This window comes from Bordetella tumulicola (assembly GCF_965138755.1).
GTDB classification, from domain to species: domain Bacteria; phylum Pseudomonadota; class Gammaproteobacteria; order Burkholderiales; family Burkholderiaceae_B; genus Bordetella_A; species Bordetella_A tumulicola.
Map to the genome: position 1 here is coordinate 397,823 of NZ_CBCSFP010000001.1, position 13,444 is coordinate 411,266.

Consider the following 13,444-nt stretch of genomic DNA (forward strand, 5'->3'; position numbering starts at 1 on the left):
AAGATGGCGGTTTCCTTTCATTAGCCGCGCTTGGGCGCGCTGCGGCCCGGGCAGCACGCCAGAAACGCCCGCAGGATGGGCGAACCATCGCCCTTGCGCCACGCGATGGCAATGTCGGCCGCGGCGTAGTATTCCTTGATCGGGCGATACGCAACCTTGCTGCCATACAGGTGCTCCATGGATTCGGGCACCACCGCCACCCCCGCGCCCGCGGCCACCATGCCCAGCACGGATTCCATAGGTTCGGCTTCTTGGACCACGTTGGGCACGAAGCCCGCGCGCCGGCAAGCTTGCATGGTCAAGCGCCCGAAACCGCGGCCTTTGGTCCAAGGCACCATAATGAAATCGTGGCTAGCCAGGTCGCGCAGCGACAGCTTGCGGCGCGTTGCCAGCCCATGTCCTGCCGGTAGCGCCGCTAGCAGGCGCATGCGTATCAGCTTGCGCGTTTCGAGTTCGTCGTTATCCATAGGCAGCACAACCAGACCCACGTCGATGCGGCCTTCAAGTAGCGCGGCATGGTGATACGCCAGGTTAAGTGGATTAAGCACCAGTTCCACTTCGGGATGGTGGCGACGGAATAGCGCCAGCGTGTCGGGAAATACATGCGCGGCCGTACCGCCCAGGCCAACGGATATCTTACCCACCTGCCCCGCCGCGACACGCCGCGTAGACACCACCGCGGCATTGGCCGCCGCGACCAGCGTACGCGCTTGGTCGTAGAAATGCTGGCCCGCACTGGTAAGCCGCACATACTGCTTGGAACGCTCGAACAATTGCGTGCCGATCTCGGCCTCGAGCAGCATGATCTGGCGGCTGACCGGCGGTTGCGACACATGCAGTAAAGCGGCGGCACGCGTGAAACTGAGCTCTTCGGCAACGGCCAGGAAATATCGAAGCTGGCGCAATTCCATGTAATACCTTTTTAGCATTACGGTGGTGCCAATTATATATTGGACGATTTACGGCACTGTTCTTAATCTTGCCTTGACTCGACACAGGACCGACGACATGACACAGTCAGATCCGCAACCCACCGTTGCCGCCACGCGCCACGCCATGCCCGAAGGACGTTGGGTAGATGTGGCCGGTGTACGTACCCGCTATTTTGAGGCAGGTACGGGCGAACCCGTAGTGTTCGTCTATGGCGGCAACTTCGGCATGGCCGATGGTGCCTCCAGTGCCTACACCTGGAGCCTGAACCTGCAGCCGTTGGCCCAGGCTGGCTATCGTGCCATCGCCTTCGACAAGCTGGGTCAGGGGGAAACCGGTAATCCCGAGCGTGACGAGCACTACACCATGCAGGCAGTGGTCGACCACGCCGCCGCCTTTCTGCGTGCCCTGGACCTGCCGCCGGTGCACTTGGTGGGCCATTCGCGCGGCGGCTATGCGGCCACCCGCATGACCCTGCAGCATCATGATGCGGTGCGCACACTCACCATCGTCAACAGCGGCACCCTGAGCCCGGGCGTAGGCACCAACGAGGTCGTGCTGTGCAACCCGCCGCATCGGCGCGGCAGCCGCGAGGCGGTGCGCTGGGTGTATGAAAACTACAGCCATAATCCCGGTGTGGTAACCGAAGAATGGATAGATGCTGTCATGCATATCCTGTCTTTGGAGAAGTACCGCCACACTGTGCAGAAGATGGCAACCGAAGGGTTGGCCGAACGCGTATTCCTGCCCGAGCTGGCGCACCAGAAAGGCCAGACCTTGCGCTGGCTGGACGAGGGGCGGCTACAGCGCCCGATGCAGATCATATGGGGCTACAACGACCGCACTGCGGTGCTAGAGCGCGGCATGGAACTGTTCCGCATGGTGTCGCGCCACCAGCACGATGCGCAGTTCCATGTCATCAACGAGTCTGGCCATTTTCCGTTCCGCGAGCATCCCGCGCAATTCAACGCCTTGCTCGCTCGTTTCTTTGCCCTGCAGCCTGCGCCGGGTAGGTGATTCCATGAATGGTGCATCCATGACTACCCTTGCCCTACATTCCCACACACTGGCCATCGACGGCCTGGCTGCCCGCATTTTGCGCGACCGCGAGGCCCACACCGCCACCGTGTTCGTGCATGGCGGCGCGCCAGGCTTGACGCCCTACAGCAGCGGTGCCCATATCTGGGGCGCGGCGCTCGGGCGCTTCGCCGAAGACAGCGCGGTACTGGCGCTGGATCTACCGGGCTTCGGCGGTAGCGACGCGCTGGATGCGCCATACACTATCGACGCCATGGCCGATCACATAGACGCCGTCGTGCGCGCCACCGGCATGCGCCGCTGTCACTTGGTGGCACACGATACCGGCGGCCTGGCCGCGCTGCTGCTAGCCTGCCGCCAACCGGGCTACATCGAAGCAGTCAGCGTGGTGTCTTCGGTAGCTGCGGCCCCCACCGGAGACGGCGTCGAGAACACAGCGCTGGCCTACCCGCCGCAACCACTGGGGTCGCGCACGTCCCAGCGCTGGGCGCTGGAGCGTCTGTCCTATTCGCCGCATCACGTACGGGGCATGCTTGACGATTGCGTGCAGGCCGCGCAGCAAGCCCCGCACCAAGTGGCCGCCGAGCGCATGGCCGATCCGATCACCCGGCAAGCCTGGAATACCTCGGTGGCCCGCGCTAAAGCCCGCCTGTTCGAATTCTGCCGCGGCCCCGGCGTACCCGTGCCGGTGCAGGTAGTGTGGGGCACGCACGATCCCACCGGGACCATAGACCAGGGGTTATGGCTATACCGCATCCTGGCGCAACACCAGCCCATAGCGCATTTCCATTTGATCAACCGGGCGGGCGCGCTGCCCTTCCGGGAACAACCCGAGGTCTTTCACGGCATCATTTCCGCGTTCTCGGACGCTGTGCGTTGAGCCAACGGCCACCAAACGCATACAACAGGGGAATACATCATGAAGCGATTACTGGCAGCCTGCCTTGCCCTGACGTCTGCCCTGCTTGCATCACCCGGCACGGCGGCAGACTTTCCCGATCGGCCGATACGCTTGGTCATGCCGTTCAGTCCGGGCGGTCCCACCGACATGGTGGCGCGCATTCTGGCCCAGCATGCGTCGGAACGCCTGGGCCAACCTATCGTGGTGGAAAATCGCGCCGGCGCCAATGGCATCATCGGCACTGGCGCGGTGGCCAGCGCACCGCCGGACGGCTACATGCTGCTGCTGGCTCCAACGTCCCACACTATCAATCCCAGTCTCTACAAGAAACTACCCTACGACACCGTGCACGATTTCGCTTCGGTGATTTACGTCGGCAACTCGCCCGGGCTGGTGCTGGTGGTGGGTAACCAAGTACCGGCCAAATCCGTGCAGGAATTGGTCGAACTGGCCAAGAAGCCCGGCAATTCGATCGCTTATGGATCGGCTGGCAATGGCAATCTGCTGCATCTGGCTGGGGAATACTTCAACCGTGCCACCGGCGCGCGCATGTTGCACGTGCCATACAAAGGGGCCGGCGCAATCATCGCGGGCTTGTACTCGGGCGAAATCCAGGCCGCCTTCCTCGGTCCCCCACAGGCTGCCGAACTGATCAAGGGGGGCAAGCTGCGAGGCCTGGCCGTGACCAGCCCCAAGCGCATCCCGCAATTGTCCGACCTGCCCAGCATCGCCGAGTCCGGCTATCCGGGCTACGACTTCGACGGCGGCATCCAAGCGGCCATCTACGCCCCGGCGGGCACGCCGCCCGCCGTGATCGCCAAGCTGAACGAGGCATTCAACGCCGTGCTGCAAGAGCCGGAAATCCGCGAGCGCTTTGCCACGCTGGCGCTGGACATCGGTGGCGGCCCGCCGTCCGTACTGGACAAACAAGTGACCAACCGGATGGAGCTTTACGCCGGGCTGCTGCGCCAGGCCGGTATCCAACCCGAGTAAGCGTCTTCTCAACAACGACCGCCGCGCATACGGCGGCCGATACAGGGCATACCATGAGCAAACCTGCTTCTCGCTACCCCCGTGACTGGCAATGGCCGGGCGGCGAACACATCGCGGTCTCGGTCTCGCTGGCGTTCGAATCCTTTGTGAACCACAGCCAGATCACGCTGGAGAAGACCGCCAACAAGACCGACCATTTCTCGCTGAGCTACGCCGAGTACGGCGCCAAGTCCGGCATCTGGCGCCTGATGGACTTGCTGGACGAGTTCGGCATCAAGAGCAATGTCTCGACCAACGGCTTGGCGGCCGAGCGTCACCCGAACGTGATCCGCGCCCTGGTCGAGTCCGGCCACGAAGTAGCGGGGCATGCCTGGGCCAACGACGTGCTGATGCGCGATGACGACCCTGCGGCCGAATTGGAAGAAATCCGCCGCTGCACACGCGTACTGACCGAGACCGCCGGCCGCGCGCCGCTGGGGTGGACCAGCCCAGGCAGTGCCGGCTCGGCCAATACCCTGGACTTCCTGAAGCAGGAAGGCTACCTGTGGAACGCCGACGATGCCAGCGACGACCTGCCGTTCGTTCGGCAGACTGCGCACGGCCCTCTTGTCATCATGCCGCGCACCAACTTGCCGCACAACGATTTGTGGATGTGGATCTGGGGCCGAAATCCGCCCGGCATCATCTGGGATGGTTTCAAGGACACCTTCGATGAGTTGTATCGCGAAGGCCAGGCAGGTCGGCCCAAATGGACCGAGATCACCCTGCACGCCCACATGGCGGGCCGTCCTACGCTGATCCCCACGTTGCGGCGCTGCCTAGAATATGCGCGCGGGCACGAAGGGGTATGGTGGGCGACCAAATCGGAAATCGCAGCGTGGACACAACAGCGCGAGGGCTGAGAGCTTGCCTTCCTGGCAATTACCAGACAACGTATGGCGCATCCGCCGAAAGTCAGCACGCCATACCTTGCTGTCCTGCCCTGCCTCAGGCCAATCCCAACGCCTTTTTCTTGCGTTTGACCCACGCGCCAATCAAGCGGTCAGCGGCAATTCCCAGGAACGCGATACACAAGCCGGCGATCAGCGCCTTGCCTATTTCGTTGCCCGAACGCGCCGCGTTGATTTCAGATCCCAAATCCTGGGTTCCGATCAAGGCGGTGATCGCGACCATGAACAAGGCCATGAAAATGACCTGATTCACGCCCAGCATGATTTCAGGCAGCGCGATGGGCAGCTCTACCTTTACCAACCGCTGCAATCGCGTCGCGCCTTGCTGCGTCGCCGCCTCGATAATGGGGGTAGGCACGCCACGCAACCCCAGTATCGTGTAGCGGATCATCGGCACCACCGCGAACAGCAGCACCGCAATGATGGCAGACAGATCACTGACCTTGAATAGCATCACGACCGGGATCAGATAAATAAACGACGGGAAGGTTTGAAAGAAATCGCACACACCCGCCGCCACGCGAGACCAGCCCGCGGTACGTGATGCAATCAGCCCGATCACGAAACCCACGCTGATACACACCACGGCCGCTGAACCGATCATATACAGCGTCGTCATCGTCTCGTGCCAAAGACCCGTGACCGCGGGAAACAAAATAAGCAGGCCGGCGGTCAGCGCCACCGACCAGCCACCCAGTCGGTATCCCAGCAAAGCGATCAGGGCGACAAACGTCACCCAGGGAATCGCCTGGAAAAAATTGCGGGTGGGAATCAGGATCTGAAGCAGCGTGAAATTACGAAATGCCTGGACCGATTCGTACAAATGCACGTTGATCCAGTCGATTCCGGCATTCCAGTATGGTGCCGTGGTGATGCTGTGCTTATCAGTCAATAACACCAGATCCGGCACAATGCGAGCGAGCAGGATGCTGACCACCAAAAACGCGAAAGCCAGCACCAAGTACGGATGGCGCCGGCCCCAGCCGAGGTTGGGATCGGTATATACGGGTTGCTTCAATGCATAGGCGCGGCTAAAGCGGTCGAGTACCACGGCGATCACAACAATCGCGATCCCCTGTTCCAGCGCTTCGCCCAAGCGCAGCGACTGCAATGACGTCAACAACTGGCTGCCGAGCCCCGATGCGCCGATAAGCGCGGCCAAGACAATCATGGCCAACGTCTGCATGATGCCCTGATTCAGGCCCACCAATAGCACGGATCGTGCGGCCGGCATCTGCACGCGCCACAATAGTTGCCAACGTGTGCAGCCCATCATCCGGCCTGCCTCGAGCACGCCATGGCGCACGCTGTCCAGCCCAAGCGCGATGCAACGTGCAACGGGTGGCACGGCGAATAAAGCGGTCGCGATCATGGCTGGCACGTCGCCCACGCCATACAGCACCACAATGGGTACCAGATACGCAAAGGGCGGCATGCTCTGCAAAATATCGAATAGCGGGGTAACCGTGCTCCTAAAGCGCGGACTCTTGCTCATCAATATCCCGGCCACCAATCCGATCAAAAAGACCAGAGGCACCGTCACGAGCACCAGCGCAAACGTCTGCATGGACGGCTTCCACACGCCGAACAATGCCAGATAGGTAAACGAGGCGGCCCCCAGCAATGCACTGCGCCAGCCGCCCAGCCAATGCCCCAGCAGCGCAGCCAAACCGGCAACCGTAATCCATGGCAAGGCGGGCACTTGCTTAGAGAAGCCCGAAAAAAACAGTGAATCTGAAAATGCCAACGGATATGCCAGCAAGCCCGAGAGCCCGCGGGTCACATCGCGCGGCTTGAACTCCAGCGCGGTGCCTTCAAAGAAGCGGGCCCCGTACACTAGCCACTCAAAAAACGAATCGATCCAGTCTTTCAGAGGCAAGATCCATTCGGAGGGATAGCGTGCGACCCAATCCAGTCGGCTCACTGCGAATTGGCCCAGCACAATGATGGCGATCGCGGCGATCCAATACAAAGGCCGGTTGCTGACGGTTCGGATACGCTCATTTACGGGTTGTGTCGCAACGCCGGTGGTGGTCACGGCAGGTCGGCGTTCGATATGGTCAGCGGCGTTACCGGCGTTATCGGTCAAAGTGGCGGTATGACTCATTGGAACAACGCCCGTGCAAGATGTTCACGGCCGACCTGCCCTACCAGCACACCCGCCGCATTGACGACAGGCAAATCGCGATCAGCTTCGATCACCCGGCGCGCGATGTTCTCGAGTACGTCTGTGCCTTTGATGGCGTTTTGGCCCACCGTCAGATTCGATTCGCCGGGGCCTATCGGCACCATGATTTTCTGTGCCGTAATCAATTTACCGCGCGGCGCATGTTGTACGAATTTTTTCACATAGTTATCGGCTGGCGCCATCAACAGGTCTTCGGCCGTGCCGATCTGCGCCAGGCGGCCGTCCTTCATGATGGCAATGCGGTTACCCAACCGGACGGCTTCGTCAAAGTCATGTGTGACGAACACAATGGTTTTGTTCAAGCGGGACTGCAGGCTGATAAATTCGTCTTGCATCTCTCGCCGGATCAACGGATCAAGCGCCGAGAACGGCTCGTCCAGGAACCACACATCACACTCGCCGATCAGACTGCGCGCAATACCGACACGCTGTTGTTGGCCACCCGATAGTTCACGCGGAAAATTGTGTTCGCGCCCTTGCAGACCGACCGTCGCCAGCAACTCACTTGCTTTGGCCAAGCGGTCCGCTTTAGGTACGTTTTGGATCTCGAGCGGAAAAGCGATATTTTCCAGTACGGTGCGATGCGGCAATAGACCAAAGTGCTGGAACACCATGCCCATTTTGCGGCGACGAATATCGGTCAGACTGCTGCGCGACGCTTGTAATAGGTCAACGCCGTCAAACAGCACCTGGCCGGCGCTAGGCTCGGCTAAGCGCGTCAAACAACGGATAAGCGTGGACTTACCTGAACCACTCAAGCCCATGATGACCAGAATCTCGCCTTCATAGACATCAAAACTGACATCGCGTACCGCCGCGATCAACCCCGCGGATGCTAAATCGGCATTGCTGGGGTTGTGCTGATGTTTGTCGAGAAAACCGTGGGCACCTTTACCAAACAGTTGCCATAGATTTTTGCAAGATATTTTTATCGAATCGCTCATAGCGTGATCTGCCGAGTAAATGCGCAAGAAGCGCAGTCACCTTCCGACAGCATCAGCGGCGTCAGCAAATCAGAGCTGATTCAGAACAAAGAACTACGCAGTGTCGGAAGGTTCGAAATTGAGCCAGGACGGCGCGCCGCACGGTGCGCCGTCAACCACAAATGGCGCGTGGCCACGTAACCATGACCACGCGCCGTCGGGTGCTATTTAGCGCAAGCGGGCATCCAGGCGGCTATCTGGTCCGGGTGCTTTTCAATCCACGCGGTGGCCGCGGCGTCATGCGACAAACCGTCAACGTCCGCCAATGCAGCGGCCTGATCGATCATCGGTCCGGTGAAGTTGATATTCTTGATCAACTGGCCGGCGCAAGCCCATTTTTCCTCAAAGCCTGACCAAGCGGCCTTTTTCAGATAGCCACCCTTGGGCGACCCGCAATCGTAGGTCTTGTCGGGATTGCTGCCCCACTTCGGATCTTCGGTGCAGGCTTTTTCGTGTTCGGGAAATTCGACGAACTTCCCGGGAAATGCAGCCCCCACCCAGTTGGGCGACCAGTTGAACAGCACAATCGGCTCTTTACGCGAGGCGGCTGATTTCAATTCGCCAAACAACGCGGCGGTAGAGCCCGCATTGACCACGGTGAAGTTCAGATCCAAGGCTTCGATTTTTTCTTTGTCGTGCTTGATCCAATCAACCGGGCCTGCCAGGTAACGTCCTTTAGGGGCCGTCTCGGGTGTCGCGAATTTGGCGGCGCACGCATTCAGTGCCTTCCAATCCGGCAAACCGGGACAGATTTCTTCCATGTAGTCGGGGTACCACCAGTCTTCCCGCGTCGTGGCGGTGTGACTGCCCAAGTCGACCATGCGACCCGCCTTCACCTCTTTCATGAAGCTGTCGTTCATCGTGCCTTCCCAGACTTCCATCTGTAAATCCAGATCGCCCAGGCCCATGGCCGCAAACTGTCCCTGGCTGTCGGAGGGCACAATTTTGGTTTCGTAGCCGACTTTTTCAAGCAATTGTTGCGCGACGCGAGCGAGCACCTTTTGGCTCGACCAATTGTTGTCCACGATCTTGATCGGGTCGCTGGATTCGGGCGTGAACGCATAGGCGGGCACACTGATCGCAACGCCGGTCAGCAGCATTCCGAGGCCAAATTGGTTGAGTTTTTTCAAGGGAACTTCCTCCACGTTTGAGAGAGCAACGGATCACTCGTCTCAGATTTCGATTAATAGGCCAACCTCGCAATGCGCGATCGGCCCACTCGTCAGAAACGCAACTGCTTTTGCTGTCGTGCGAAAGCAAAAGCAAGAAACCAAGCCATGGCTCGGTTAACGCGCACAATAGAGCACGCGCTGGCAAGCGTGTTGCCAACGCAGTAAAACCAAACAGTTCAAAATGCCAGATTTACTTCAGACAAATCGAATGGGAATTACTATTTCCAGCGCTACCCACCGCATGACTGCGTTATCGCCTTACGCGAATTCGGCCGTCGTGCATGACATCCGGGTATGTGGATGATTTGAAAACAACAAAGGTGCCGCGTACGCGACATTTGGTCGGTCAACAAAGACCGTTTGGCCGGTCACAACCTAGTTGACCACAATGTGGTTGACCGAAATTACGACCGTGTTATTGCATGAACCTATGCATGATACTAGAAATAAGCACTTTATGCATATTAGTCCCGGGATTGGCTGCTAGTTCGAGCCTCGAACGACTGGATTTTGAGGTTATGCCTGGGTGCGACGATACCTATCTGGTTCCAAATAAAAACGCGACAAATACAGCCACTTATGGGGCATTCGCGATAATTTCTATATAATTGCCAAATTATAACAATTATAGTCAATTTATTGCAATATTAAATTACCACGATCTGAGATCGTATTGAAACAGGATGAAAACATGAGCACCCATAAGCCGACACGCATCGCCCTTCACCATCGGGCCAGCGGACCTCGTAGACCAACGGTACGCACGCCCACCGCGCGAGGTGGCCTGTGGTGCATGCAACCCATTCCTCGATCGGCGCTTGATGATCCCCGATTGCCGATGCCCGATATCCGCGGACCGAACCCCGCGGACCCGCGACCAATCATGCCGGATATGTTGCCACCGATGCCTGATTTCTGGCCGCGAATTCCCGTTAACCAGCCGCCGCGATAAGCCAACGCGACAAACCTTTACCTACGCCAGATATTGCTGGAACCACGCCATGGTCCGTTCCCAGGCAAGCTTGGCCGCCGCCTCGTCGTAACGTGGCGTTGAGTCATTGTGAAAGCCATGGTTGGTGCCGGGGTAGGTATGGGCCTCGTAGGTCGTACCCGCGGCCTTCAGGGCCGCCTCATAGGCGGGCCAGGTGCCGTTGACGTTGGGATCGGTTTCGGCAAAATGAAACTGCAATGGCGCCTTGATGCGCGAGACGTCCTCGGGCTTGGCCTGCCGCCCATAGAACGGTACGGCGGCGGCCAGCTCGGGATAGGCCACCGAGGCCGCATTCGCCACCCCACCCCCGTAGCAAAAGCCGGTGATCCCGACTTTTTCAGTCGTCAGGTCACTGGCGCGCACATACTCGATCGCCGCAAAGAAATCGTTCATCAATTTCTGGGGATCAATGTTTGCCTGCAGTTCGCGGCCTTTGTCGTCGTTGCCGGGATAGCCACCTACCGAGCTCAGTCCGTCCGGCGCCAGTGCCACGTATCCGCCCTTGGCGACACGTCGCGCGACGTCTTCGATATAGGGATTCAGGCCGCGGTTTTCATGCACCACCACGATGCCGGGCACTTTGCCACTGGCGGCCTTGGGGCGCACGAGATAGCCGCGCACTTCGCCATGGCCATTCGGTGACGGATACTCGATGTATTCGGCAATGATCTCGGGATCGGTGAACGGCACCTGTTGTGCCAGGGCGTAGTCCGGGCTCAACGATGACAATATCGTTGCGGCCGTCAGGCCCCCGACCGTATACATGGCGGCGCGGTCGAGAAAATCGCGCCGGCTGATCCGGCCATGGACATAACCGTCGTAAAGCTCAAGCAATTCAGGGGAAAAATCGCGGGCGGTAAGGCGGGTCATTGGGATCTCCGAGGTCGTGGTGTTGTACCGAGACATCTTGTACCGGGCCACCGTACGCGAGCCGTACGGCATCCTGATGACTAGCTGCGATTAATCATACCCTCGATGCCGTTACCGCGACCAAAAATCCACGTCAACCGAGGAACTACCTGGACCGAAAATCCACGGTCTGTGGACGGCCCTCAAGCATCAACGACGCCGTCGCCGGCGGCGTGCTCGCCACGCGTTTCCCGCCGCGCCACACATGCAGGCGTGTCGCGCGCAGGCGTATGGCTTCCACGGGGCTGCCGGCCTGCAACAGCACCATATCCGCGCGTTTGCCGACATCGATGCCCGTCTCATCCAGGCCCAGGATTTTGGCGGGTGCCGTCGTCACGGCCTCGAAACAGGCGTTCATGGCGTCCTGCCCCGTCATCTGCGCCACGTGCAGCCCCATGTGGGCGACTTCGAGCATATCGCCGGACCCCAAGCTATACCAGGGGTCCATCACGCAGTCCTGGCCAAAGGCGACGGTCACGCCGGCTTCGAGCAGTTCGGGCACACGCGTCATGCCGCGACGCTTGGGATAGGTGTCGTGACGGCCCTGGATCGTGATGTTGATCAGCGGGTTGGAGATCGCCGACACGCCGGCCTCGCGGATGAGCGGGATCAGCTTGGATACGTAGTAGTTGTCCATCGAATGCATTGATGTCAGGTGTGAACCATTCACCCTGCCCTGCAGCCCCAGGCGCTGCGTTTGGTAGGCCAGTGTCTCGATGTGGCGCGACATGGGATCGTCGGTTTCATCGCAATGCATGTCCACGCGCAGACCGCGCTCGGCAGCGATCTCGCACAGCAGCCGCACGGATTCGGCGCCATCGGCCATGGTCCGTTCAAAGTGCGGAATACCGCCCACGACATCCAGCCCCATATCCAGCGCCCGTGTCAGATTGTCCATGGCTCCCGGCGAACGCAACAGGCCGTCTTGCGGGAAGGCCACCAGTTGCAGGTCCAGATACGGTTTCACCCGCTCGCGCACATGCAACAACGCCTCGGTCGCCAACAGGCGCGAATCACAGACATCTACATGCGAGCGGATTGCCAGCAAACCATTGGCCACCGCCCAATCGCAATACGCCAAGGCCCGTTCCACCAACGCCTCTTGCGTGAGCAAGGGCTTTAGTTCGCCCCACAGCGCAATGCCCTCTAACAAGGTGCCGGATTGATTCACGCGCGGCAGCCCGTAGGACAAGGTCGAATCCATATGGAAGTGCGGGTCAATAAAGGGCGCACTGAGCAACTGCCCTTGCGCATCAACGACCTCGCCGGCCGATGCCTGCAGCGCAGGCTGGATCGCCACAATACGGCCGTCCTGCACGCCGACATCGACGCCGGTTTGGCCATTGGCCAGGTTGCAGTTCTTGATAATCAGATCGAGCATGTCAAAACCTTTTTAAATCGTCTTGGTGGCGGGACACCGGCTGGGTGCTCAACGCTCGCCCTTGCGGTAGGGTTTCATCAGCGCCTGGGGATATGCGGCGCGGCGCGCCATCAGAACCAGCGCCAAAATCGATAAGAGATACGGCAGCATCAAATAGACTTGATAGGGTAATTCCGGCAGACCAGGCAGATGGGTGCCGCCCTGCTGCAGGCGCAACTGCAACGCATCAAAGAACGCAAAAATCAAGGCACCCAATAGGGCCTTGCCCGGCCGCCACGAGGCGAACACTACCAACGCCACGCATACCCAACCGCGACCGTTCACCATATTAAAAAAGAATGCGTTAAAGGCCGCCAGCGTCAAAAAACTGCCGGCTACGCCCATCAGCGCCGAGCCCGCGACAATCGCACCCATGCGCAGTTTGGTCACAGACAGACCCTGCCCTTCGGCCGCGGCAGGGTTCTCTCCCACCATGCGTATCGCCAGGCCCAGCGGCGTCCGGTTCAGTACCCAGGCGATCACGGGCACCGCGATCAGTGCGATCAAGGTCATCACAGTCTGACCCGCCAGAATGGGTCCAATCACCGGAATCCCCGAGAAAAACGTCATCTCGGGAAACGGCGTGATGGTCGGCGGCGTGGTCACGCTCGGGAACGTGACCCGATACGCGAAATAGCTCACGCTGGTGGCCAGCAGGGTCACCCCCAGGCCGGACACGTGCTGAGACAAACCAAGCGGTACGGTCAACACGGCATGCAATAGCCCGAAAACCATGCCCGCCAGTGCGGCGGCCAACACGCCGACATACAACGGCGCGCCCAGATACACCACCAGCCATCCAGTGAAAGCCCCAGCCGCCATGATGCCTTCGATGCCCAGGTTCAACACCCCGGCCCGCTCACACAGCAAGACGCCCAAGGTCCCCAGGATCAGCGGCGTCGCCAAACGCAGTACCGCGACCCAGAAGGCGCTCGAGCTCAGTAAATCCATCCATTCCATGCTCGTCTC

Annotated in this window: 11 protein-coding genes; 4 read left to right on the forward strand and 7 right to left on the reverse strand. The window is 59.8% G+C overall.

Features of this window, described 5'->3' with window-relative positions:
• Window positions 1-20: 20 nt before the first annotated feature.
• Window positions 21-911 carry a LysR family transcriptional regulator gene (locus tag ACNAZS_RS01865; RefSeq protein WP_415785576.1) on the reverse strand — a complete coding sequence of 297 codons (891 nt, stop codon included), beginning with the start codon at window positions 909-911 and terminating at the stop codon, window positions 21-23.
• A gap of 97 nt (window positions 912-1,008) precedes the next feature.
• Here ACNAZS_RS01865 and ACNAZS_RS01870 point away from each other — a divergent pair, with 97 nt between their 5' ends.
• From ACNAZS_RS01870 to ACNAZS_RS01885, 4 genes are read left to right on the forward strand one after another with little or no spacing between them, the layout of a single operon-like run.
• Window positions 1,009-1,947: an alpha/beta fold hydrolase gene (locus tag ACNAZS_RS01870; protein ID WP_415785578.1), complete on the forward strand. Its 939-nt coding sequence runs from the start codon at window positions 1,009-1,011 to the stop codon at window positions 1,945-1,947.
• Between the two features lie 19 nt (window positions 1,948-1,966).
• Window positions 1,967-2,848 (forward strand): alpha/beta fold hydrolase, encoded by an 882-nt coding sequence (locus tag ACNAZS_RS01875; protein WP_415785580.1) that lies wholly within the window; start codon window positions 1,967-1,969, stop codon window positions 2,846-2,848.
• 39 nt (window positions 2,849-2,887) lie between these two features.
• Entirely contained in the window at window positions 2,888-3,862 is a 975-nt protein-coding gene (locus ACNAZS_RS01880; protein WP_415785582.1) for a Bug family tripartite tricarboxylate transporter substrate binding protein, read from the forward strand.
• 53 nt (window positions 3,863-3,915) lie between these two features.
• A complete protein-coding gene (locus ACNAZS_RS01885) occupies window positions 3,916-4,764 on the forward strand; it encodes a polysaccharide deacetylase family protein (RefSeq protein ID WP_415785584.1) in 849 nt (282 codons plus the stop codon).
• Window positions 4,765-4,849: 85 nt separating this feature from the next.
• Here the strand turns inward: ACNAZS_RS01885 and ACNAZS_RS01890 are convergent, their stop codons facing one another.
• From ACNAZS_RS01890 to ACNAZS_RS01915, 6 genes are all read right to left on the reverse strand, one after another.
• Window positions 4,850-6,919 (reverse strand): ABC transporter permease, encoded by a 2,070-nt coding sequence (locus tag ACNAZS_RS01890; RefSeq protein ID WP_415785586.1) that lies wholly within the window; start codon window positions 6,917-6,919, stop codon window positions 4,850-4,852.
• On the reverse strand, window positions 6,916-7,944 hold the full coding sequence (locus ACNAZS_RS01895) for a quaternary amine ABC transporter ATP-binding protein (protein WP_415785588.1): 1,029 nt from the start codon (window positions 7,942-7,944) through the stop codon (window positions 6,916-6,918). Before ACNAZS_RS01895 ends, ACNAZS_RS01890 begins: the two co-directional genes overlap by 4 nt.
• 203 nt (window positions 7,945-8,147) lie before the next feature.
• Complete coding sequence (locus tag ACNAZS_RS01900; RefSeq protein WP_415785590.1) at window positions 8,148-9,113, reverse strand: ABC transporter substrate-binding protein; 966 nt, start codon at window positions 9,111-9,113, stop codon at window positions 8,148-8,150.
• A 1,015-nt stretch (window positions 9,114-10,128) separates the two neighbouring features.
• Window positions 10,129-11,016 (reverse strand): YghX family hydrolase, encoded by an 888-nt coding sequence (gene yghX / locus ACNAZS_RS01905; protein ID WP_415785592.1) that lies wholly within the window; start codon window positions 11,014-11,016, stop codon window positions 10,129-10,131.
• A 145-nt stretch (window positions 11,017-11,161) separates the two neighbouring features.
• A complete protein-coding gene (locus ACNAZS_RS01910; RefSeq protein ID WP_415785594.1) occupies window positions 11,162-12,436 on the reverse strand; it encodes an amidohydrolase family protein in 1,275 nt (424 codons plus the stop codon).
• 48 nt (window positions 12,437-12,484) lie between these two features.
• The gene (locus ACNAZS_RS01915; RefSeq protein ID WP_415785596.1) at window positions 12,485-13,435 is read right to left on the reverse strand and encodes an ABC transporter permease; all 951 of its coding nucleotides are present in this window, start codon (window positions 13,433-13,435) and stop codon (window positions 12,485-12,487) included.
• Window positions 13,436-13,444: the final 9 nt, after the last annotated feature.